This window comes from Micromonospora zhanjiangensis (assembly GCF_042650605.1).
Classification (GTDB): domain Bacteria; phylum Actinomycetota; class Actinomycetes; order Mycobacteriales; family Micromonosporaceae; genus Micromonospora_J; species Micromonospora_J zhanjiangensis.
The window spans coordinates 1-21055 of sequence record NZ_JBHSBN010000034.1; the positions used below are offsets into that span (position 1 = coordinate 1).

Sequence of the window (21055 nt, forward strand, 5' to 3'; positions counted from 1 at the left end):
CCGGATTCGGGGTCTACCTGCTCGCCACGGCCGCCGGGCTCGTCGCTGTGTTCACGGCCGTCCCGATGCTTTACACCGCGCTCAAGGTCACTGGCGCTGCGTATCTGCTGTATCTGGCGTACCGGGCACTGCGCGGGCGCAAGGGCTCCCCTTTTGAGTCCCAGGAACTGCCGAAGGACTCCACACGTCGGCTGTTCACGATGGGCTTCCTGACGAACCTGCTCAACCCGAAGATCGCGATGACCGGCTCCACATCGAGGGCGTCTCGGGTTCCACCACGGAAAGTGTGATCCATACCCTCCGGGAATACTTACGCCGGCACAATGGCGGCATCTCGGGGCAGACGAGCGTACCCGGCAGTCTCCCGCCGCTCGGCCCGGAGTGACGCGGACGAGGCCTCGCCGCCAGGGCGGTGGTGTGGGCTCGGGGACGCGCCGTAGGTGACCGGGGATGCTGGGCGTCGTCCGCGAGTTGCGGCCTGCGGGACGCCCGGATCGGCGGTCGCATCATCTGCAAAAGGTGCCGGGTTGCGAAGCCGAGACTCTGGTCGATGCGCGTAGGACGAACGTGGCCTTGGACGGAACTGAGGGGAAGCTGAACCAGAATGCCGCGGACGACGTTATGGGGCCGACATCGTTGCCGACGACGATCGGAGTCGAACATCCATGGACGCGACCGAGGGTCAGGACTGGCCGACCTACCACTTCACCGGCGACGACCCCGAGACGGAGGCGGAACTCGCCGGTGACCTGCTCGGGATCGAGCAGGTCAACCGTACTGCTCCGCACCTTGCCGTTGAACCCGCGATCGTGGTCACCGGTACGACGGTGGAGGTGTCGTATCCGGGCATGTCCGCGCAAGCGGTCAGCTTCGACACACAGAACTGGCCAAATCCTTCTGCGGCACAACTCGACAGTCTCCGATTGGCTCCGGAGCAGGCTTTCCCGTCTGCCGACCAAGATGCCTTGGCGAACCTCCAGTACGCCGCGGACCGCCTGCTCGTCGGCCGGGTCAATCAGAGACTCGCCACGGTTGCCGGCGATGAGACCGCGCGCGCGGCACTCGGCAGTGAGGTGCAGCAGGCAATAGCGCCGTTCGCCAACGCGTACGACGCTGTTCGGACCTCGCATCGGAACAACGAGGCGGCGGCGGCCGCCGCGGCGAGGGCGGCCGCGGCGAGAGCCGCCGAGGGACAACGACGGGCCTGGCAGCAGGCCGCCGCCGAGATGCGGCCGGGCGGCCAGGAGGCCGGCCAGTCATCCCGCCGATCGAGTGGATCGGGCCGGTCGAGTGGATCCGGCGGATCGGGTCGGTCGAATGAACACGGCGATTCGGGTCGGTCCGGTCGGGAGCGTCGCCATCGGCGGTCGGCGAGGTAGCGGACACTGCGGCGGCCCGGGTCCGGGGGCCGAGTCGCCGCGCGCGGCAACGTGGGCAGTTGGAACTGAAGCATGCCTTCTAAGAATCCACTGAGAAGGTCGGCCCATGGTATGGCGAAACGGACTCACCATGGAGGCGGCAACATGCCATCACGAGGGAAGATCGCGTCGCTGCTGACGGCCGGGGTCGCGGCTGTCGTCGCCGTGCTCGTCGCGGCGACTCCGGCCGCGGCGAGCACCGCCGGCGCTCCGCAGGGAGTGCTGCGCAACGCGGGGACCGGGCTGTGTCTGGACTGGTCGGGGTCGCTCAATCCGGGCAACGCCACGTTCGTGGTGACGGCACCGTGCACCGGTTCGAAGACCCAGCGGTGGACGTACTCGGAGGCGGACCACCAGATCCGCAACACGGGCACGGACTACTGCGCCGTCACCGGCAACACGAACGCGGTCTTCGTCGCCACCTGCGCCGACCTGTGGGGCCAGCACTGGGGATACACCGGCGACGGCCGGTTCCACCAGCTCGACTGGACGGTCGGCTGCATGCAGGACGACACGTCCTTCAGCTACGTCAGCTGGACCGGCATCTGCCGGAACACCGACATCGAGGTCTGGCGGCAGGCGGCCGCCTGAGCGGCCGGCGTCGCGCGTCCCGCCCGGTCCGCCGGGCGGGACGCTTTCGCGTACGGCTTGATTAAATAGTCATCCCTCAATACATTGGGTCAGGGCACCGCCGCGGTCCGTTCCACCGGGCCGGCCGCGGCAGACAGTTTCCGTCCGAGCCGGGCTTCTTCGGTCGTACGCGCCGACCGCCACTCCCGCGCACCGTGTGCTTCGCGTCGTGCGCGCCCACCCGCTCGATGCCAAGAGGACCCACACCATGACGAACACCCGTGCCCGTCTCACCCCGCTGCTGGCGGCCACCGTGGCGGTGGCCGCCGCCACGGCCGTCACCGGCACCACCCTGATCGGCGGTCCCGCCTCGGCGGCGCAGGGCTGTCAGGTCACCTACCAGGCCAACCAGTGGACGGGCGGTTTCACCGCGAACATCAAGGTCTCCCCGGGCGACACCGCCGTCAGTTCCTGGACCGTCACCTGGACGTACGGCGGTGACGAGCGCGTCACGAACGGCTGGAACGCCACGGTCAGCCAGTCCGGTGCGGTGGTGACCGCCCGCAACGTGTCGTACAACGGCAGCATCCCGGCCGGCGGGTCGACCGAGTTCGGCGTGCAGGGCACGAAGGGTGCCGGGACCGCGGCGCCGACCGGGTTCACCCTGAACGGCGTACCGTGCAACGGCGCGCCGGTGCCGACCACCGCGCCGCCGACCACGGCGCCGCCCACGACGGCCCCACCGACCACCGCACCGCCGACCACGGCGCCGCCCACGACGCCGCCGCCGGCCGGCTGCGGGTCCGCGGTGCTCTGCGACGGGTTCGAGAACCAGAGCGGTACGACCCCGTCCGGCGACTGGACGGTGGTCAACCCGGACTGCTCGGGCGCCGGCACGGCCACGGTCGACGCCGGTACGGCGCACAGCGGCGGCAAGTCGATCCGGATCAACGGCGCGGCCGGCTACTGCAACCACGTCTTCCTCAAGTCCACCCGCAACCTCGGCGTGGGCGGCGTCCGGTACGTCCGGCTCTGGGTGCGGCACACCACCGCCCTGCCCACCGAGCACGTCACCATGCTGGCCATGGCCGACTCCGCCGACGGCAACAAGGACCTGCGGATGGGCGGCCAGAACGGCGCCATGCAGTGGAACCGCGCCTCGGACGACGCCACGCTGCCCGAGCAGAGCCCGGCCGGGGTGGCGCTCAGCGTTCCGCTGCCCACCAACCGGTGGGCGTGCGTGGAGTTCATGGTGGACGGTTCGGCCGGCCAACTGCGCACCTGGCTGGACGGCACCGCGATCACCGGCCTCACCGCTGACGGCACGCCCACCCACGACGTCGACGGGCAGTGGTACAACCGCACCTGGCGTCCGCAGCTCACCGACCTGAAGCTGGGCTGGGAGGCCTACGGCGGCGGCTCGGACACCCTCTGGTACGACGACGTGGCCCTCGGCAGCAGCCGGATCGGCTGCTGACCACCGACGAGCCGACCGCCGGTCGGACGACCGTCGACCGACCCTGACGCACAGTGCCGCGGTGCCGCTCCGGTGGCACCGCGGCACCGTCCCGCCGGGTGGGTCAGGACCGATCGGCGAAGACGGCGCGGATCCGGTCGGCGTCCGCGCCGCCGGCCAGCAACGTCCGCAGCAGCACCCGCGCCTGGTACGAGCGCAGCAACCCGCCGCCGATCAGCCCGCGCCGCATCAGGTCCCGCTCCGAGCCGACCGCCCCGTACGTGTCGGTGAACACCGAGCCGGCGCCGCTGCGCGAGGTCAGCACCACCGGGATCCGCCCGGCCAACTCCCCGAGCACCGGGGCGAGATCGGCCGGTACGTGACCCACGCCGAAGCCGGCGACCACCAGGCCCTGGTGGCTGTCGGCGAGCCCGGCCAACCCCGTGCCGTCGTCGTCCAGCGAGACGGTGTGCAGGGCGACCCGGTTGGCGGCCAGCCCTTCAGCGGCGGGCCGGGGGAGTGGGGCGTGCCGGGGCAGGCCGACGAGCAGGCGTACCCGGCCCTCGACGACGTGCCCGACCGGCCCGAGGTTGGGCGAGACAAAGGTGGCCGTGCTGGAACTGTGCGACTTGGCCACCCAGCGGGCGGCGTGGATCTCGTTCTTGAAGGCGACCAGCGCGCCCAGGTCACGGGCCGTCCGGTCGGCGGCCACCCGGACCGCGGCGAGCAGGTTCGCCGGACCGTCCGCGCCGGGCAGCGTCGGGTTGCGCATCGCGCCGGTGAACACCAGCGGCTGCGCGTGCGGCCAGACCAGGTCGGCCAGGAACGCGGTCTCCTCCAGCGTGTCGGTGCCCTGGGTGACCACCACCCCGTGCGCCCCGCCGGCCACCGCCGCCGCGGCGTCGTCCAGCACGTCGAGCACCTGACCGAAGGTGAGGTTCGCGCTGGGCACGGCCCGCGGATCCCGTACGTCGAGGGACACCCCCGTCCCGGCGAGCCCGGGTACGGCGGCGACCAGGTCCGCTCCGCCGAGCCGGCTGACCACCCCGCCGCCGTCGTGACCGGTCATCGAGATGGTCCCGCCGAGGGCGAACAGGGTCACGTCCATCGGCGTCAGCGTCCTTGCTGTCCGGTCACCGGCACGCCGGCCGGCATACCCACGGCGGCGATCCTAACCCGCGGCTCCGTCAGCGGCGGGCGGCCAGGCCAGGGCTGGCCAACCGGGCGAGGAAGTGGCGGTTGCTCTCCGACTTGGCGAGCTGCTGGACCAGTTGGTCGATCGACTGCTGGCGGTCGAGGTTGGACAGCGCCCCTCGCAGGTTGCGGACCGCGGCGTGTTCGGCGGGCGCCAGCAGGACGTCCTCCTTGCGGGTGCCGGACGAGCGGATGTCGACGGCCGGGAAGGTGCGCCGGTCGGCGGCGGCTCGGTCCAGTTTGAGTTCGGCGTTGCCGGTGCTCTTGAACTCTTCGTAGATCAGGGTGTCGGCGGCCGATCCGGTCTCCACCAGGGCGGAGGCGATGATGGTGAGCGAGCCGCCGTTCTCGATGTTGCGGGCGGCGGCGAGCAGTCGCTTCGGCGGGTGCAGCGCGCTGACGTCGATGCCGCCGGACAGGGTCCGGCCGCCGCTCTTGGCGGCCAGGTTGTACGCCCGGCCCAGCCGGGTCAGCGAGTCGAGCAGGATCACCACGTCGCGGCCCAGCTCGACCAGCCGCTTGGCGCGCTCGACGGCCAACTCGGCGACCGCGATGTGCTCGTGCGGCGGCCGGTCGAAGGTGGCCGCGACGACCTCGCCCTTGACCGAGCGACGCATGTCGGTAACCTCTTCGGGCCGCTCGTCGACCAGCAACGCGATCAGGTGCGCCTCGGGGTGGTTACGGGCGACGGCGTCACCGATCGCCTGCAGCACCATCGTCTTGCCGGCCTTCGGCGGGGAGACGATCAGCGCCCGCTGGCCCTTGCCGATCGGCATCACCAGGTCGATGACCCGGGTGGTCAGGACGTGCGGGTCGGTCTCCAGGCGCAGCCGCTGCTGCGGGTAGAGCGGGGTCAGGTCGTAGAAGTCGGGCCGCCGCCGGGCGGCCTCGGCGGGCAGCCCGTTGACCGCGTCGAGGCGGACGGCCCGATGCCCGTACGCCCGGCGGCGACCGCCGGAGCGGGTGGTTTCCTCCGCGACGCCGGTGACCTCGTCGCCTCGGCGCAGGCCGTGCCGGGACGCCAGGCCCGACGGCACGAGTACGTCGTCGGGCGACGGCAGGTAGTTGTCCACCCGGACCACCAGCTCGTTGTCGACCGTGTCGACGACACCGGCGAAGGCGACGAGCTGCTCGCTCCGGCCCTGCTGCTGGCCGCCCCGGCGACTCTGGGCGTCCTGCCTGTCCCGGCGGCTCTGGCCGTCCTGGCCGGTGCGTCCGCCCTGGCCGGTGCGTCCGGTCTGGGTGCTCTGGCCGGCGGGTTTGTTGCGGGTCGGGCGGGTCGCCCGGTCCGCCGGCCGGCGCCGATTCGGTGCCGCCACGGCGGTGGAGGGAGGGGTCATCGAGGTTCCTTTCGCTGGGAGCGGTGCGCTGCCTGGCGCTCACCGTCGCCGTGGTGTGGCTCGGGTCCGGCGGTCCGGTCGAGGCGTCGGCGTGGCGGCCCTTGCGGCTGTTTCCGCAGGTCGGGCTGGCATCGCTCGGAGAACCGGTGGAGCGGGCGCGGGGACTGCCACCGGTGGTGGCGCGGCGCCGGGTGAACCTGGCGTCGGTACCGCTGGCGTCGGTGATGCGGCGCCGAAACGGTGAGTCTCCGTCCCCGGTGCCCGGTAAACCCGGTTCGTCGGGGATCGTTGCTGATTCGTGTTGTCCGGCCGTATCAGGGCGCCTCGTCGAGGCCGTGTACGGGCAGGTCACGGGCGAAGAGGTGCCTGCCTGTCGTCAAGGACGCCCGGCACATGCCGGTGGTGCCACTGCCGGTACGGCGACCCTGTGCGTGCGTGATGTCGTCGGGAGATCGTCGTCGTCAGAACCGACAGCCGAGAGGAACATCCGTGTGGCGCCCCAACGCGCCGAGAACACCGGACCTACCAGCACACTACAAGCCCTCGCCCCCACGTGACAAGACAACCCGGATCCGCGCCGCCGCCCACTGGTGGATGAGCCATGATCATTGGCAGAAAACCGGCACGACACGCCGGGGATGGTGCCGGATTTCTGCCAATGATCGAGGCCCCGGGGGTGCTGGCTGGGGCGGGTCAGGACTGGGCGCGGCGGGCGCGGTCCAGCCAGGCCATGAAGCGGTCCCACAATTCGGTCGGGGTGGGGGGTGGCGTCGGGGTTCAGCTCGATGAGGTCGTAGACCGCCTCGGACATCGTGGTGTGCGTCCGGGCTTGGGAACGGACGCGGTCACGACGCACCCCGGAGTAGGCGCCGGAAAATGCGCTGCAATCGAAAACGCACCGGTTTCTCCTCTCCCGAGAATTGGCGCGGTGCCGTGCCCGTCCCTTGTTTCCGGGCACGGCACCGTGGCGGTTCCACCCGGTTCGCAGCCGCTGTCAAGCTGGCGGTTCCACCGCCCCTACCCTGCCGAAACGGGGGCAGACACCGCGATGGCGCATGGGTAACCTCTGCGGGGACACATAACGCGTCCGGAGTGGAGCGACGTGATTGTGAATCATTTTCTCCGTCAGGCGATGCACGAGGCCGGTCACACCTACGAGTCGCTGGCATACGCCGTCGAGGTCCACCCGAAGACCGTGCTGCGCTGGGTCAGCGGCGGCCGCACCCCGCACCCCCGCCAACGCGTCGTCGTCGCCAAGACGCTGCGCCGCGACATCAACGACCTCTGGCCCGACGAGCACCGAAACCAGGCATTCCTGCCTTGGATCGAGGCCGAGCGCAGAGCGACCACGCTGCGATCCTTTCAGCTCGCATTCGTGCCTGGGCTGTTGCAAACGGAGGCATACGCCCGTGCGGTGTTGACTACGGCACGGCCAGATCTCGATTGCGGGCAGGTGGAGGAGTTGGTGGTCGACCGCATGGAGCGGCAGCGGGTGCTCATCAGTGACCGCCCACCACACTGCACCTTCGTCATCGACGAGGCGGCGCTCCGACGCGGTAGTCCCGGAGTCATGGGTCCCCAACTCGCCCGACTACTCGATCCCGGAAGCCAGGTCGCTCTGCACGTCGTTCCGCTGTCCGCCGGCTTTTACGCCGGCCAAGCCGGACCCTTCGCGCTGGCAACCGTGGAGAGTCGAGACATGGGCTACCTGGAGTATCCCGGCTCGGGCCACGTCACCCATGATGTGGAACCGTTGACGCGTCTGTGGGAGGGCGTACGCTCGGTGGCATTACCGGTGGACCAGACCCGGGACCTGATCGCGAGGATGGTGAGCGAGCTGTGAACCCGACGTGGCGCAAGTCCTCTCGCAGCGGTGGCACCGAATGCGTCGAGGTTGCCGACAATCTGCCCGGTGTCGTACTGGTGCGCGACAGCAAGGACCGCGACGGCGGCACGCTGGTCTTCCCACCGGGTGCCTGGCGTGCCTTTGTCGCCGGCGCCGGTCGGCGCGGTTAGAGCCCACGCATATCGATTTCGGGCTCACATCAAAAACGATGTAGGAACACCATCCTTGATGTGGAGCCGAAATCGGGATGCTGTCCGGCCGAGCCGCCGCGACGGTGTGGCGGCTAGGCTCCGGCTCATGGCGTTGTTGCACAAGGCGAAGATCACGCCCGGGAAGCTCGAACTCATCGCGGCCTGGCTGCCCGGCCGGGCCTGGTACGCCGGACCGGCCGACGGCGAGGTGGTCCGGGTCGGCAGTTTCCGGTTCGACGACCCGGCCGGCGAGGTGGGCGTCGAGACGTCCCTGGTCCGGGTCGGTGACGGTCCGACGTACCAGGTCCCGCTGACCTACCGCGGCGCACCGTTGGACGGCGCGGACGGGTGGCTGGTCGGCACCACGGAACACTCGGTCCTCGGCCCGCGCTGGGTGTACGACGCGTGCGGGGACCCGGTCTACGCGGCGACGCTGGCACACGCCATCTACACCGGCGGTGGGCAGGCGGAGGAGTACTTCGAGGTCGACGGCCGGCGCGAGGTCCGGCCGCCGAACATGACGCTCGCCGTCGACGGCGCGCCGAACGCGCCGGCACCTGCCGTCGGGTCGATCGGCCAGGTGCTGCCGGAGGACCCGACGGTGATCGTCAGCGATGCCGTGCAGTTGACCGTGGTCCGCCGGCTCGACGGCCACGACCGGCTCGCCGGTACGGTCCTGACCGGCACCTGGCCGGGCCAGCCGGCACCGGTCCCGCTGGCCTACGCCGCGACGCGCTGACCGGCGCCGCCCGCCGACCCTCGGGAGCCGGCCCGGTGCCACCGGCCGGCGTCCCGGGGTCGCGACGGATGTCCGGTGTCCCGGTCAGCCCTTCGGCTTCTGATTGATCCGGACCATGTTGCCGGCGGGGTCGCGGAACGCGCAGTCCCGCACCCCGTACGGCTGGTCCATCGGCTCCTGGAGCACCTCGGCCCCGGTCGCCGCGACCTTCTCGAACAGCGCGTCCACGTCGTCGGTGCCGAAGATGAGGCCCGACAGCGAGCCCTTGGCCAGCAGCGTCCGCAGCACCTCGCCGTCCTCCGGTGAGCGGCCCACCCCGGCGGTCTGCATGACGATGCCGAGTTCGGGTTGGCCCTTCGGGCCCACGGTGAGCCAGCGCGCGCCATCCATCTTGACGTCCTGGCGGATCTGGAGGCCGAGCGTGTCGCAGTAGAACGCGATGGCCGCCTCGTGGTCGTCGACTTCCAGGAAGAAGTTGTGCAGTGTCAGTTCCATGTGAAGGACGCTACGGGGCCGGCCTGACCTGCGCTTCTCGGTTCCTGCTCGGTCTGCTGACGAGTTTGGTCCAGCAGGCCGGGACGGTCGCCAGCGCGCTGTGGTTGCGGGCCCGGTACGCGCTGGGGCTCTCCCCGACCAGTTCGGTGAACCGGGTGCTGAACGAGCCGAGCGAGGTGGCGCCGACCGCCAGGCAGACCTCGGTGACCGACAGGTCGCCCCGGCGCAGCAGGGCCATCGCCCGTTCGATCCGCCGGGTCATCAGGTACGAGTACGGGGTCTCCCCGTAGACCGCCCGGAACTGCCGGGAGAAGTGGGCCGGTGACATCAGCGCGACGCGGGCCATCGCGGGCACGTCGAGCGGGCGCGCGTACTCCCGGTCGATCAGGTCACGCGCCCGGCGCAGGTGCTTGAGGTCCTCGGGCGTCACCCCGCCAGCGTACCGACCGGTTCCCGCCGGTCCACGGGGTCAGCCGGTCCGGGCCGGCAACCAGTCGGTGGCCCGGCGGACCCGGGTCGGGTCGGTCACCGTCCGGACCCGGGACCGGATCGGGCGGGTACGCCGCCCGGCCGCCTCGGCGCGCCGTGCCGCCGCGTACGCCTCCTCGCGCAGCGCCCGGGCCGCCTCCGCGGCCGTGTCGGCGGTCTGCCAGGCGAGCCGTTCCCGGTCGACGGCGGCCCGTTCCAGCGCGGCCAGCCGATCCCGGATCACCTTACGCAGCACCAGTTCCTGCTCGACGGGATGCCGGCGGGGGTCCCAGCCATTGCTGTGGTCGAGGGCGTCGACGAGTTCGCGCACCGTCAACTCCCGCCGCCAGTACGCGGCCATCACCGCCCGGTGCATGAACCGTTCCCGGTCGGCGTACTCGGCCGGGGTGCGCGGCGTCCGGGGCGGCGGGAACGCGGCCGCGAGGGCCAGCCGCCGGACGATGGCCTCGGCCTCGGCCAGCGCCGGGCGGGCCGTCTCGGCCTCGTCCTGGGCGGCGAGCCACTCCGCCCGCCGTCGCCGGGCCGTGGCGGCGGCCCGTTCGGCGGCCACGGCCACCTCCTCGGCGTACCGGTGCAGTTCGGCGGCTTCGGCGTCGCGCGGGCCGGGGTGGTCGGCCTGGTCGGGGTCGGTCGCCGTTCCGCGTTCGCGGCGCCGGACCAGTCCGGCCATCGCGACGACGGCGAGCCCGATCAGCAGGACCCAGATGACCGCGGCGCGCGCGGCGTCGAGCAGGACGTAGTGGAGGAATTTTTCCATTTCCAGCACCTCGCTGGTGAACGATGTGGATGCGGTTCCGGTTGCCGCGGCGCGGGCGGGACACGTCCCGGGCGTGGCTGCGTGGCTCGGCAGCGCGTCGGGGCCAGGATTCGGCGCGGAAGCCGCCGCCTGCGGTCGCGCTACGGCGTGGCGCGCGGGATCCGGCGGCGGGGGTGACGTCAGGAGCGCGGCGGGGCGCGCTGGCCGTGCGGGCCGGCCGGCGGCGCGGTCACCGGCCGGTGGACCGGCGTGCCGATCGGGGCGGCGTCCGAGCGGTGCGGCGGGCCGGGCACCGGGCCGGTGCCGTCGGGGACGATCAGGTGCCGGTCACCGGTCGACCCGCCGTCGTCGGACCGCACGGTCGGCGTCGCCGGCCCGAGCTCGTCCGCCGCGGGCAACCGGTCGACCGAGGTCAGCTCGACGACCGCCGGTCGCACCGGCTCGGGTGCCGCCGGCACCGCGGTCGCGGCGATGGCGCCGTGCGCCACCAGGGTCAACGCGAGGGCGGTCAGGGCCAGTCCGGTCAGCACCCGGACGAGCTGTCGCGCCATCCACCAGGCGGAGGAGGCGAGCGCGACGGGGACCACGAGCGGAAATCTACCCGCTTCCGACCTGATTGGCACGGTGTCGTCCGCCTCATTCCCGTCTGTCGGACCCGCTCGTCGGACCGCGCAGGTCCGCCCCGCTGGGGCAGGGGAGGTGTACATCCGGGGGTTGCTGCCCAGTCATCGGGTCCGCTTAGGATCCGCGGGTCCACCTCTCATCGGAGGCATCAGCGAATGCGCCTGAACAGACGCAAACCCCCACTCAAGGCGCTCGGCGCGCTGCTCACCGGCAGCGCGCTCGGCCTGACCGGCGGCGCGGTGGCGCTCGCCGCCGAGCCCGCCACGACCCCCTTCATCAGCGAGCTGCACTACGACAACGTCGGCGCCGACACCGGCGAGGCCGTCGAGGTCGAGGCGCCGGCCGGGTTCGACCTGACCGGTTGGCAGATCGTCCTCTACAACGGCGGCAACGGTGCCGCGTACGGCACGAAGACCCTCGCGGGCGTCGTCCCGGCGGCCGGTGTGGTCGTGCAGACCTACCCCACCGACGGGATCCAGAACGGCTCGCCGGACGGCGTGGCCCTGGTGAACCCGGCTGGCGCGGTGACCGAATTCCTCAGCTACGAGGGCACCTTCGCCGCCGTGGGCGGCCCGGCCGACGGCATGACCAGCGTCGACATCGGCAAGGCCGAGGCCAGCAGCACGCCTGTCGGCTACTCGCTGCAGAAGATCGACGGCGGCTGGCACGACCCGGCGGTGAGCAGCTTCGGCGTCCGCAACACCGCCGGTGGCGGCGACCCGGATCCGGACCCCGGCACCGGCTGCACCGCCACAGTGGACCACACCATCGCGCAGGTGCAGGGCACCGGCGCGGCGACGCCGCTGGCCGGCACGAAGGTGACGGTCGAGGGCGTGGTCACCGCCGACCACCGCAGCGGCGGCTACAACGGCGTGTACCTGCAGACCGCCGGCAGCGGCGGTCGTCCGGCCGCCGCCGGCACCGCCTCCGACGGCATCTTCGTCTACGTCGGAAGCAACGCCGCGAACCACCCGGCTGTCGCCGTCGGCGACCAGGTCCGGGTCACCGGTACGGCGAACGAGTACAACGGGCTCACCCAGCTCAGCATCGCCGCCCGCACCGACGTGCAGGTCTGCGCGCACGGTGCCGCGCTGCCGGTACCGGTGCCGCTGACCCTGCCGCTGGCCGACGCCGACCGCGAGTCGGCGGAGTCCATGCTGGTCGCCCCGGTCGGCCAGTTCACCGTCTCGGACGTCTACAACACCAACCGGTACGGGGAGATCGCGCTCGCCGCCGACGACCGGCCCGCGCCCACGCCGACCGACGTGGCCCGCCCGGGCACCCCGGCCGCCGCCCAGGTCGCCGCGGCCAACAAGCTGGCCCGGATCCTGCTCGACGACGGGAAGACCACCAACCTGTCCACGGCCGGGCTGCTGCCGCCGTACCTGTCCAAGGAGAACCCGGTCCGGGTCGGCGACACGGTCGAGTCGTTCGGGTCCACCGTGCTGTCGTACGGCTTCAACGAGTGGCGGCTCCAGCCGACCGTCCCGGTAGGCGCGGACACCCCGCCGACCGGCCGGGCCACCTTCAAGGCCACCAACCCGCGTACGCCCGCCCCGGTGAACGTCGGCGGTGACCTGCGGATCGGCACCTTCAACGTACTGAACTACTTCGTCCACTTCGGAGGCGAGGCCCGGGGTGCGGCCGACGCGGCCGGGTTGGCCAGGCAGGAGGCGAAGATCGTCGCGGCGATCAACGCGCTCGGCGCCGACGTGGTGGCGTTGGAGGAGATCGAGAACTCGGTCCGGTTCGACCCGGCCGACCCGCAGCAGGCGCTGAAGCGCCTGGTGGGTGCGCTGAACCAGGCGGCCGGCGCCGGCACCTGGGATTACATCCGCAGCTCGCCGGACCTGCCGCCGGCCGCCCAGCAGGACGTCATCACCGTCGCCATGATCTACAAGCCGGCGCGGGTGACGCCGCGCGGCGCGGCCCGCTCGGTCAACGACGAGAGCGTCTGGTTCAACGCCCGCGAACCGCTGGCGCAGACCTTCACCGCCGGTCCGACCACGTTCACCGTGGTCGGCAACCACCTCAAGTCCAAGAGTCCGGCCACGCCGCCGTCGACCGGCGACAACGCCGACGTCGGGGACGGGCAGGGCGAGTTCAACGGTGACCGGATCCGCCAGGCGCGGGCGCTGACCGCCTTCGTGGACCGGGTCAAGGCGGACAGCGGCAGCGACAACGTGCTGCTGATGGGCGACTTCAACGCGTACACCCAGGAGGACCCGATGCAGGTCCTCTACGGCAAGGGCTACGTCGACCTGAACTCCGCCCGGCCGGACCCGGAGGCGTCGTACGTCTTCAACGGCGAGTCCGGGTCGCTGGACCACGTGCTCGCGTCGCCGTCGATGCGCCGCCTGATCACCGGGGTGGACGACTGGCAGATCAACGCGGTCGAGTCGTTCGCGTACCAGTACAACGGGCTGGCCGCCTTCTACGAGCCGTCCCCGTACCGGGCCAGCGACCACAACCCGATGGTGGTGGGCGTACGGACCGGACCGGCCTGCACGACCACCGTCACCGGTGACCGTCGCGGGCCGCTGGTGGTCGCGGCCGGGCTGACCTGCCTGGACCACGCCACGATCGGCGGGCCGGTGACCGTGCTGCCCGGCGCGTCGCTGGCCGCCACCGGCGGGACGATCGCCGGCCCGGTCAGCGCCGTCGGTTCGGCGCTGCTGCGCCTGACCGGCACCGTGGTCACCGGCCCGGTGACGGTGGTCGGTGCGACCGGCGAGGTGACCGTCCAGTCCGGTCGGGTCGGCGGTCCGGTGTCGGTCACCCTGAGTTCGGCCGCGGTACGGGTCGACTCGGTCACCGTGGCCGGCCCGGTCACCCTGGTCGGCAACAGCGCCGGCCAGGCCGCCGTGGTCGCCGGTAACACCGTCGGTGGTCCGCTGTCCTGCGCGACGAACACGGTCGCCCCGGTGAACGAGAACCGGGCCAACACGGTCCGCGGTCCGGCCCTCGGGCAGTGCGCCCGGCTGTAACCCGTCCGGCGAGCGGAGCTGGCCCGGGGCGGAACTCTCCGTCCCGGGCCGGTACGCGGCTCAGGGCCGGTCCGGTTTCCACTCGACGAACATCGCGGTGGCGTCGTCCTGCAACTGGTCCTTCTGGTGGCGCAGGATGGCGCGGACCAGCCGGCGCATCGTCTCCGGGGTGGACAACCGGTCGGCCAACGCCCGGGTGACCAGGTCGACCAGGCGCTCGATGCCGAACAGTTCGCCGTCGATCCCGTGCGCCTCGGTGACCCCGTCGGTGTAGAGCAGCAACTGGTCCCCGGCGTGCAACTGCTCGGTCAACACCCGGGGCGGCCGGCCGGTCAGGTAGCTGAGCCCCAGCGGCAGCGCGGTCGGCGCCGGGAACACCTTCGCCAACCGGCCGCCGCGCAGCAGCAGTGGCGCCGGGTGCCCGGCGATGACCAGGCGCAGCTCGCCGGTGGCGCAGTCGAGTTCGGCGAGGACGGCGCTGGTGAAGCTGCCCGGGTGGTGGGCGTGGATCAGCTTGTCGATGCTGCGGGCGATGTCCGCCAACTCCAGGCCGGTCCGGCGCGCGTTGCGGTAGGCGGACAGCGACAGGGTGGCCAGCAGGCTGGCCTGGGTGCCGTGGCCGACCGCGTCGAACAGGGCGACCGAGAGCAGGTCGCCGTCCAGGGCGTAGTCGAAGACGTCCCCGCCGATGTCGTAGCAGGGTTCGAGGATCCCGGTCACCATCGCCCGCCGGGCGGTGAAGGTCAACGGCGGGAGCAGGCTCCAGACGATCTCCGCGGCGAGTTGCATCGGCTCGCGGCGGCGCAGTCGTTCGACCTTGTCCCCGTACGCCCGTCGGCTCATCAGCAACTGGGCCAGCGCCACGGCGAACTCGCCGGCCTCGGCCCGGAGGGCGGGCGTGGGCGTCCCGTCCGTGGTGATCTCCAGTACGCCCAGCCGGTCGCACCCGTCGGTGAGCGGGAGCCACAACCGGCCGGTCCGGCCGCCGCGCTGGTGCGGGCGCTCGGTGGTGAAGGTCCGGCCACCCAGGCTGCCGTCCACCGGGATCGGCCGCCGAGGCGGCACGCCCACCCCGTCGAGCGGGACGAGCATGCTCTGGTTGTAGTCGACGACGTAGGCCACGATCGAGGTCGCGGACAGGCTGGGAGCGAGCGCCATCACCGCCGCGGGCAGGTCGTCCAGGGACGCGTACGGCGCCTCGGCGAGCAACCGGCGGATTCCCGTACGCGCGTCCACGGCCCCTACCTTCCGGGCGGACCCGATCCGGGTCCGCCCGCTCACGGTACGGGCCGGGACGTCAGGTGCTAACGGCGCCCACCGGTCGGACCCCCGACGCCGTCCGGTACCGGACCGACGGCGGCGACCTCGGGCTCGGTGGTTCCGCCGACGGGCCCGCGGCGCGGCGTCGGCACGGACCGCACCGCCAGGTAGCCGAGCAGGCCGAACGGGGACAGGAAGATGGTCAGCAGCAGGATCGGCGAGACGATCAGTGGGTGGATGCCCCGTTCCCGGCCGTCCACTCCGTCGACGACTACGCCGACGCGGCGCGACGGATCGCCGAGACCGACCTCGGACTGGTCGGCAGGCGTACCGAACCGGCGGAGATGGTGCAGACCGCGGTGATCGGCACCATCCTCGGCGACCGGCTCATCGCCGGCCTGCGTCGGCTGGCCCAGGAGGACGCGTCGGCCTCGTTCTTCGCCGGACGCGACGCGACCGGGGCGCTCCACCAGCGTGGAACGCCCCGGTCGCGGGATGCCGGCCCGGGCCCGCGTCAGGCGGCCGTGAGGGCCGTTCCGTCCCGGGAACCGCCGTCGACCTCGCCGACCTCGTCGACCGGCCGCAGCGCCAACGCCAGCACGTCGGCCACGTCGGCCAGCGTGTGCACGGTCAACTCCTGCCGTACCTCGGCCGGCAGGTCGTCCAGGTCCGGCTCGTTGCGGGCCGGGATGATCACCTCGGTGAGGCCGGCCCGGTGCGCGGCGAGCAGTTTCTGCTTCACCCCGCCGATCGGCAGCACCCGGCCGGAGAGGGTCACCTCGCCGGTCATCCCGAACTCGGGACGTACCGGTCGGCCGGAGGCCAGCGAGGCCAGGGCCGTGACCATCGTGATGCCCGCGCTCGGCCCGTCCTTGGGCACCGCGCCTGCCGGCACGTGCAGGTGGATCCGCCGGCCGGCGAGGGCGTTCGGGTCCAGCCCGAACCGCCGCCCGTTGGACCGCAGGTACGACAGCGCGATGTGCGCCGACTCCTTCATCACCTCGCCGAGTTGACCGGTCAGGGTCAGCCCCGGCTCGCCCTCCATCGAGGTCGCCTCGATGAACAGCACGTCGCCGCCGGCACCGGTGACCGCCAGCCCGGTGGCCACCCCGGGCACCGCGGTCCGCTCGGCCGACTCCGGCGTGAACTTCGGCCGGCCCAGGTAGCGGGCCAGGTTGTCCACGTCCACCCGGATCGGCGCGGGGTCGGTGGCCAGCGTGACGGCCGCCTTGCGGAGGATCTTCGCGAGCGCGCGTTCGAGCTGCCGGACCCCGGCCTCCCGGGTGTGCTCGCCGGCGATCCGACCCAGGGCCGCGTCGTCGACGGTCACCTCGTCGGCGGTCAGCCCGGCCCGTTCCAACTGCCGGGGCAGCAGGTGGTCCCGGGCGATGGCGACCTTCTCCTCCTCGGTGTAGCCGTCCAGGGTGACCAGTTCCATCCGGTCCAGCAGCGGACCGGGGATGGCCTCCACCACGTTCGCGGTAGCCAGGAAGAGCACGTCCGACAGGTCGAGGTCGACCTCCAGATAGTGGTCCCGGAAGGTGTGGTTCTGCGCCGGGTCGAGCACCTCCAGCAGGGCGGCGGCCGGGTCGCCGGCGTACCCGGCGGAGATCTTGTCGACCTCGTCCAGCAGCACCACCGGGTTTATCGAGCCGGCCTCGCGCAGCGCGCGGACGATCCGGCCGGGCAGCGCGCCGACGTACGTCCGGCGGTGGCCGCGGATCTCGGCCTCGTCCCGGACGCCGCCCAGCGACACCCGGACGAACTTCCGGCCCAGCGCCCGGGCCACCGACTCGCCGAGACTGGTCTTGCCGACCCCGGGCGGGCCGGCCAGGGCCAGCACCGCGCCCGACCCGCGACCGCCGACCACGGCCAGGTTGCGGGCCGCGCGCCGGTTGCGCACCGCCAGGTACTCCAGGATCCGGTCCTTCACGTCGGCCAGCCCGGCGTGGTCCGCGTCGAGCACCTCGCGCGCCGCGGCCAGGTCGGTGTTGTCCTCGGTACGCGTGGTCCACGGCATCTCCAGCACCGTGTCCAACCAGGTACGGATCCAGCCCGCCTCGGGGGACTGGTCGCTGGCCCGTTCCAGCTTGCCGACCTCGCGCAGCGCCGCCTCGCGTACCTTCTCCGGCAGGTCGGCGGCCTCGACCCGGGACCGGTAGTCGGCGGAGCCGTCCGGTTCGTCCTCGCCCAACTCCTTACGGATCGCGGCGAGCTGCTGGCGCAGCAGGAACTCCCGCTGGGACTTCTCCAGCCCTTCCCGGACGTCGGTGTTGATCCGTTCGGTGACCTCCTGCTCGGCGAGGTGGTCCTTCACCCAGCCGACCAGCAGCTCCAGCCGGGCGGTGACGTCCGGTGCGCCGAGTAGTTCGATCTTCTGGGCCAGGCTGAGCCACGGCGCGTAGCCGGCCGAGTCGGCCAGTTCGCCGAGGTCGGTCATCCGCTCCATCGCGTCGATGACCTGCCAGGCACCACGGTCGGAGAGGACGGACGTCATCAGGGCCCGGTACTCGCGGGCCAGTTCCCTGGCCCGGCCGGCCGGGGCGGGTTCGTCCATGGTGGTCGCCTCGACCCAGAGGGCCGCGCCGGGGCCGGGCACGCCGGCGCCGATCCGGGCCCGCCGGACGCCACGAACCACGGCGGCCGGCTCGCCGCTGGGCAGCCGGCCGACCTTCTCGATCAGGGCGGTCGTGCCGACCGAGCCGTACTCGCCGTCGACCCGCGGCACGGCCAGCAGGGTCTTGTCGCCGCTGGCCCGGGCGGCGTCGACGGCGGCCTGGGTGGTCGGGTCGAGCGTCACCGGGATGACCATGCCGGGCAGCAGGACGGCGTCGGTCAGGGGAAGAACCGGGAGAGTTGCCATCGAACACCTGCTTCGGTTTGAACTTGAGCGTGTCTGGCTCAAGTTCGTCCGGGCGTTCGATGTTCCGCCTTGTGACTCAGCTCACCCGGCGACGTCGCCACCAGAAGACGCCGAAACCGGCCGCCACCAGCGCCAACGCCCCCGCCGCCGCGACCGGCAACCAGCCCGGCCCGGAGTCGGTGCCGCGCCGCGCCGCCACCTGCTCGGCGGGCCCGAGGGTGGCCGGGTCCGGCGTACCGGTCGGGTCGTCGGTCGGGGCGGCGGCCGCGCCGGTCGGCGCGGCGGGGGTGGACGGGCCGGCGGTCGGCCGGCGGGTGCCGGTCGACGGACCGCCGGTGCCGCCACCACCGGCCGGCGGCACGAAGACCACGTCCGAGCACGAGTAGTAGGTGTCCGCCGACTCCGAGTTCTGCCAGATCGTGTAGATCACCTGACGCCCGGTCCGGTCGGGCAGCGTGCCGGAGAACCGGTACGCCCCGTCGCGTACCGGTGGGTCGGTGCTCACCAGGAACGGCTTCGCCTCCAGCTCCGACCAGGTCAGCGGGCGGGTCGGGTCGTAGCCCTGCTTCGTGGCGTACACCCGGAAGGTGCCCTTGTGCGGGATCGTCGTCCGGTAGGCGAAGGCGAGCCGGGAGCCGGCGACCAGCCGGGTCGCCGGCCAGTCCGCCCGGGCCAGGTCCATCCCGCGGAACTTCGCCAGACCGGCGCTGCACAGCTTGCCGTCCGGGATCATCTCCCGGTCCCGGCCGTCGATTCCGGCGACCCGGACGTTGTCCCACTGGGCGAAGTCGGCACCGGCCGCCGCGGCGGCCCGGCAGGCGGCCGACCGGGCGGCCGAGCCGCCCTCCGGCCCACAGGCCGCCGCCCGGCTCAGCGGCGTCCCCGGTGCCCCGTGTGCCGAGGCGGGCGACCCCGCGGCGGTGACCAGCAGGACCGGAACCGCGGCGACGGCGGCCAGACGACGTAGGCGCATGCCGAGAGGTACGGACGGCCGCCCCGGATCGTTCGATCCACCGTGCCGTCGTCGTTCATCCAGGGTGTGAGCAGGTGGACGGCGGTAGGTTCGGTGTGCGGGAGTACGACCGACGGCGAGGAGGCAGCGTGAGCCAGCAAGTCCGGGGTGTCATCGCGAGGGCCAAGGGCGCACCGGTGGAGGTGACCACCGTCGTGGTTCCCGACCCGGGACCCGGTGAGGCCGTGGTACGGGTGCAGGCGTGCGGCGTCTGCCACACCGACCTGCACTACCGCGAGGGCGGGATCAACGACGACTACCCGTTCCTGCTCGGCCACGAGGCGGCCGGCGTCGTCGAGCAGGTCGGCGACGGTGTCACCGACGTCGAGCCGGGCGACTTCGTGGTGCTCAACTGGCGGGCGGTGTGCGGCGTCTGCCGGGCCTGCCGGCGCGGCCGGCCCTGGTACTGCTTCGCGACCCACAACGCGGCGCGGAAGATGACCCTCACCGACGGCACCGAACTGGCCCCGGCGCTGGGCATCGGCGCGTTCGTGGAGAAGACGCTGGTGCACGCCGGCCAGTGCACCAAGGTCGACCCGGCGGCCCGGCCGGCCGCGGTGGGGCTGCTCGGCTGCGGCGTGATGGCCGGTCTGGGCGCGGCGATGAACACCGGCGGGGTGACCCGGGGCGACTCGGTGGCGGTGATCGGCTGCGGCGGGGTGGGCGACGGCGCGGTGGCCGGCGCGGCGCTGGCCGGCGCCACCACGATCATCGCGGTGGACACCGACTCGCGGAAGCTGGACTGGGCCCGCCGGTTCGGGGCCACCCACACCGTCAACGCCTCGGAGGACGACCCGGTCGAGGCGGTGAAGGCGCTGACCGGCGGCTTCGGTGCCGACGTGGTGATCGACGCGGTCGGCCGGCCGGAGACGTTCAAGCAGGCGTTCTACGCCCGCGACCTGGCCGGCACGGTGGTCCTGGTCGGGGTGCCCACCCCGGAGATGACCGTCGAACTGCCGTTGCTGGACGTCTTCGGTCGCGGCGGCGCGGTCAAGTCGAGCTGGTACGGCGACTGCCTGCCCAGCCGGGACTTCCCGATGCTGACCGCGCTGTACCGGCAGGGCCGGCTCGACCTGGACGCCTTCGTCACCGAGGAGATCACCCTCGACCAGGTGGAGGAGGCGTTCACCCGGATGCACCACGGCGACGTGCTCCGCTCGGTGGTGGTCTTCTGATGCCGGCCCGGATCGACCACGCGGTCACCTCCGGCACGTTCTCGCTGGACGGGCAGACCTTCGACGTGGACAACAACGTCTGGGTGTTCGGCGACGACCGGGAGTGCGTGGTGATCGACGCGCCGCACAGCGCCGAGGCGGTACGCCGGGTGGTCGGCGGCCGGCGGGTGCTCGCCGTGCTGGCCACCCACGGGCACGACGACCACGTACGGGCCGCCCCGGCGCTGGCCCGGGCGGTCGGCGCACCGGTGCTGCTGCACCCGGACGACCGGGTGCTGTGGGACCTGGTGCACCCGGACGTGCCGCCGGACGGCGAGCTCGCCGACGGGCAGCGGATCGAGGTGGCCGGCACCGAGCTGCGGGTGTTGCACACGCCGGGGCACAGCCCGGGTGCGTGCTGCTTCCACGCGCCGCAGGCGGGGGTGGTGTTCACCGGTGACACCCTGTTCGCCGGTGGGCCGGGCGCGACCGGCCGGTCGTACAGCGACTTCGACACGATCATCTCCTCGATCCGAACCCGGCTGTTCACCCTGCCGCCGGAGACCGTGGTGCACACCGGGCACGGCGACAGCACCGGCATCGCCGCCGAGGCACCGCACCTGGACGAATGGATCGCCCGCGGCCACTGACCCGGTGTTC

General features: G+C 72.5%; 19 protein-coding genes and 1 pseudogene. 10 read left to right on the forward strand and 10 right to left on the reverse strand.

Going from position 1 to position 21055, the window contains the following annotated elements; genetic code table 11:
* From ACFOX0_RS29875 to ACFOX0_RS29890, 4 genes are all read left to right on the forward strand, one after another.
* On the forward strand, nucleotides 1-290 hold a 290-nt coding region (locus ACFOX0_RS29875; RefSeq protein WP_377552273.1), incomplete at its 5' end, for a LysE family translocator.
* Nucleotides 291-665: 375 nt separating this feature from the next.
* Entirely contained in the window at nucleotides 666-1379 is a 714-nt protein-coding gene (locus tag ACFOX0_RS29880) for a hypothetical protein (RefSeq protein WP_377552275.1), read from the forward strand.
* A gap of 144 nt (nucleotides 1380-1523) precedes the next feature.
* Entirely contained in the window at nucleotides 1524-2009 is a 486-nt protein-coding gene (locus ACFOX0_RS29885; RefSeq protein WP_377552276.1) for a ricin-type beta-trefoil lectin domain protein, read from the forward strand.
* Between the two features lie 247 nt (nucleotides 2010-2256).
* Nucleotides 2257-3465, forward strand: coding sequence for a cellulose-binding domain-containing protein (locus tag ACFOX0_RS29890; protein WP_377552278.1), 1209 nt, complete (start codon nucleotides 2257-2259; stop codon nucleotides 3463-3465).
* Nucleotides 3466-3568: 103 nt separating this feature from the next.
* On the opposite strand, the gene ACFOX0_RS29895 is transcribed toward ACFOX0_RS29890, so the two are convergent.
* Nucleotides 3569-4552, reverse strand: coding sequence for an asparaginase (locus ACFOX0_RS29895; RefSeq protein WP_377552279.1), 984 nt, complete (start codon nucleotides 4550-4552; stop codon nucleotides 3569-3571).
* A 79-nt stretch (nucleotides 4553-4631) separates the two neighbouring features.
* Nucleotides 4632-5945: pseudogene (rho, locus tag ACFOX0_RS29900) on the reverse strand (transcription termination factor Rho); the annotation flags it as partial.
* Nucleotides 5946-7086: 1141 nt separating this feature from the next.
* Here rho and ACFOX0_RS29905 point away from each other — a divergent pair.
* The 3 genes from ACFOX0_RS29905 (at nucleotide 7087) to ACFOX0_RS29915 (ending at nucleotide 8754) form a co-directional block, all read left to right on the forward strand.
* On the forward strand, nucleotides 7087-7821 hold the full coding sequence (locus tag ACFOX0_RS29905; RefSeq protein ID WP_377552282.1) for a DUF5753 domain-containing protein: 735 nt from the start codon (nucleotides 7087-7089) through the stop codon (nucleotides 7819-7821).
* Entirely contained in the window at nucleotides 7818-7994 is a 177-nt protein-coding gene (locus ACFOX0_RS29910; RefSeq protein WP_377552284.1) for a DUF397 domain-containing protein, read from the forward strand. Before ACFOX0_RS29905 ends, ACFOX0_RS29910 begins: the two co-directional genes overlap by 4 nt.
* Before the next feature lie 127 nt (nucleotides 7995-8121).
* A complete protein-coding gene (locus ACFOX0_RS29915) occupies nucleotides 8122-8754 on the forward strand; it encodes a CG0192-related protein (protein WP_377552285.1) in 633 nt (210 codons plus the stop codon).
* A gap of 84 nt (nucleotides 8755-8838) precedes the next feature.
* Here ACFOX0_RS29915 and ACFOX0_RS29920 read toward each other — a convergent pair whose 3' ends face one another.
* The 4 genes from ACFOX0_RS29920 to ACFOX0_RS29935 all read right to left on the reverse strand — a co-directional run bounded on the left by ACFOX0_RS29920 (nucleotide 8839) and on the right by ACFOX0_RS29935 (nucleotide 11082).
* Nucleotides 8839-9249: a VOC family protein gene (locus ACFOX0_RS29920; protein ID WP_377552286.1), complete on the reverse strand. Its 411-nt coding sequence runs from the start codon at nucleotides 9247-9249 to the stop codon at nucleotides 8839-8841.
* 10 nt (nucleotides 9250-9259) lie between these two features.
* A complete protein-coding gene (locus ACFOX0_RS29925) occupies nucleotides 9260-9679 on the reverse strand; it encodes a helix-turn-helix transcriptional regulator (protein WP_377552288.1) in 420 nt (139 codons plus the stop codon).
* 39 nt (nucleotides 9680-9718) lie between these two features.
* Nucleotides 9719-10495 carry a hypothetical protein gene (locus ACFOX0_RS29930; protein ID WP_377552289.1) on the reverse strand — a complete coding sequence of 259 codons (777 nt, stop codon included), beginning with the start codon at nucleotides 10493-10495 and terminating at the stop codon, nucleotides 9719-9721.
* A 179-nt stretch (nucleotides 10496-10674) separates the two neighbouring features.
* A complete protein-coding gene (locus ACFOX0_RS29935) occupies nucleotides 10675-11082 on the reverse strand; it encodes a hypothetical protein (protein WP_377552290.1) in 408 nt (135 codons plus the stop codon).
* A 192-nt stretch (nucleotides 11083-11274) separates the two neighbouring features.
* On the opposite strand from ACFOX0_RS29935, the gene ACFOX0_RS29940 reads away from it, so the two are divergent.
* Nucleotides 11275-14106 carry an ExeM/NucH family extracellular endonuclease gene (locus ACFOX0_RS29940; RefSeq protein ID WP_377552291.1) on the forward strand — a complete coding sequence of 944 codons (2832 nt, stop codon included), beginning with the start codon at nucleotides 11275-11277 and terminating at the stop codon, nucleotides 14104-14106.
* A gap of 60 nt (nucleotides 14107-14166) precedes the next feature.
* On the opposite strand, the gene ACFOX0_RS29945 is transcribed toward ACFOX0_RS29940, so the two are convergent.
* The 4 genes from ACFOX0_RS29945 to ACFOX0_RS29960 all read right to left on the reverse strand — a co-directional run bounded on the left by ACFOX0_RS29945 (nucleotide 14167) and on the right by ACFOX0_RS29960 (nucleotide 19202).
* On the reverse strand, nucleotides 14167-15342 hold the full coding sequence (locus ACFOX0_RS29945; protein WP_377552292.1) for a PP2C family protein-serine/threonine phosphatase: 1176 nt from the start codon (nucleotides 15340-15342) through the stop codon (nucleotides 14167-14169).
* 68 nt (nucleotides 15343-15410) lie between these two features.
* Complete coding sequence (locus tag ACFOX0_RS29950; RefSeq protein WP_377552293.1) at nucleotides 15411-15626, reverse strand: hypothetical protein; 216 nt, start codon at nucleotides 15624-15626, stop codon at nucleotides 15411-15413.
* Between the two features lie 254 nt (nucleotides 15627-15880).
* Entirely contained in the window at nucleotides 15881-18229 is a 2349-nt protein-coding gene (lon, locus tag ACFOX0_RS29955) for an endopeptidase La (RefSeq protein ID WP_377552295.1), read from the reverse strand.
* A 76-nt stretch (nucleotides 18230-18305) separates the two neighbouring features.
* Nucleotides 18306-19202, reverse strand: a complete 897-nt coding sequence (locus ACFOX0_RS29960; RefSeq protein ID WP_377552297.1) for a lytic polysaccharide monooxygenase auxiliary activity family 9 protein — start codon at nucleotides 19200-19202, stop codon at nucleotides 18306-18308.
* Between the two features lie 128 nt (nucleotides 19203-19330).
* Between ACFOX0_RS29960 and ACFOX0_RS29965 the strand changes: the two genes are divergently transcribed.
* Both ACFOX0_RS29965 and ACFOX0_RS29970 read left to right on the forward strand, forming a co-directional pair.
* Nucleotides 19331-20416, forward strand: a complete 1086-nt coding sequence (locus ACFOX0_RS29965; protein ID WP_377552298.1) for an S-(hydroxymethyl)mycothiol dehydrogenase — start codon at nucleotides 19331-19333, stop codon at nucleotides 20414-20416.
* Nucleotides 20416-21045: an MBL fold metallo-hydrolase gene (locus ACFOX0_RS29970; RefSeq protein ID WP_377552300.1), complete on the forward strand. Its 630-nt coding sequence runs from the start codon at nucleotides 20416-20418 to the stop codon at nucleotides 21043-21045. The genes ACFOX0_RS29965 and ACFOX0_RS29970 overlap by 1 nt, the downstream gene beginning before the upstream one ends.
* Nucleotides 21046-21055 lie beyond the last annotated feature (10 nt).

What these genes read in the sequence shown, in the direction of transcription:
- ACFOX0_RS29880 (WP_377552275.1), top strand. Translation starts at nt 666, where the DNA reads ATGGACGCGACCGAGGGTCAGGACTGGCCGACCTACCACTTCACCGGC.
- ACFOX0_RS29885 (WP_377552276.1), top strand. Translation starts at nt 1,524, where the DNA reads ATGCCATCACGAGGGAAGATCGCGTCGCTGCTGACGGCCGGGGTCGCG.
- ACFOX0_RS29890 (WP_377552278.1), top strand. Translation starts at nt 2,257, where the DNA reads ATGACGAACACCCGTGCCCGTCTCACCCCGCTGCTGGCGGCCACCGTG.
- ACFOX0_RS29895 (WP_377552279.1), bottom strand. Translation starts at nt 4,552, where the DNA reads ATGGACGTGACCCTGTTCGCCCTCGGCGGGACCATCTCGATGACCGGT.
- ACFOX0_RS29915 (WP_377552285.1), top strand. Translation starts at nt 8,122, where the DNA reads ATGGCGTTGTTGCACAAGGCGAAGATCACGCCCGGGAAGCTCGAACTC.
- ACFOX0_RS29920 (WP_377552286.1), bottom strand. Translation starts at nt 9,249, where the DNA reads ATGGAACTGACACTGCACAACTTCTTCCTGGAAGTCGACGACCACGAG.
- ACFOX0_RS29930 (WP_377552289.1), bottom strand. Translation starts at nt 10,495, where the DNA reads ATGGAAAAATTCCTCCACTACGTCCTGCTCGACGCCGCGCGCGCCGCG.
- ACFOX0_RS29940 (WP_377552291.1), top strand. Translation starts at nt 11,275, where the DNA reads ATGCGCCTGAACAGACGCAAACCCCCACTCAAGGCGCTCGGCGCGCTG.
- lon (WP_377552295.1), bottom strand. Translation starts at nt 18,229, where the DNA reads ATGGCAACTCTCCCGGTTCTTCCCCTGACCGACGCCGTCCTGCTGCCC.
- ACFOX0_RS29960 (WP_377552297.1), bottom strand. Translation starts at nt 19,202, where the DNA reads ATGCGCCTACGTCGTCTGGCCGCCGTCGCCGCGGTTCCGGTCCTGCTG.
- ACFOX0_RS29970 (WP_377552300.1), top strand. Translation starts at nt 20,416, where the DNA reads ATGCCGGCCCGGATCGACCACGCGGTCACCTCCGGCACGTTCTCGCTG.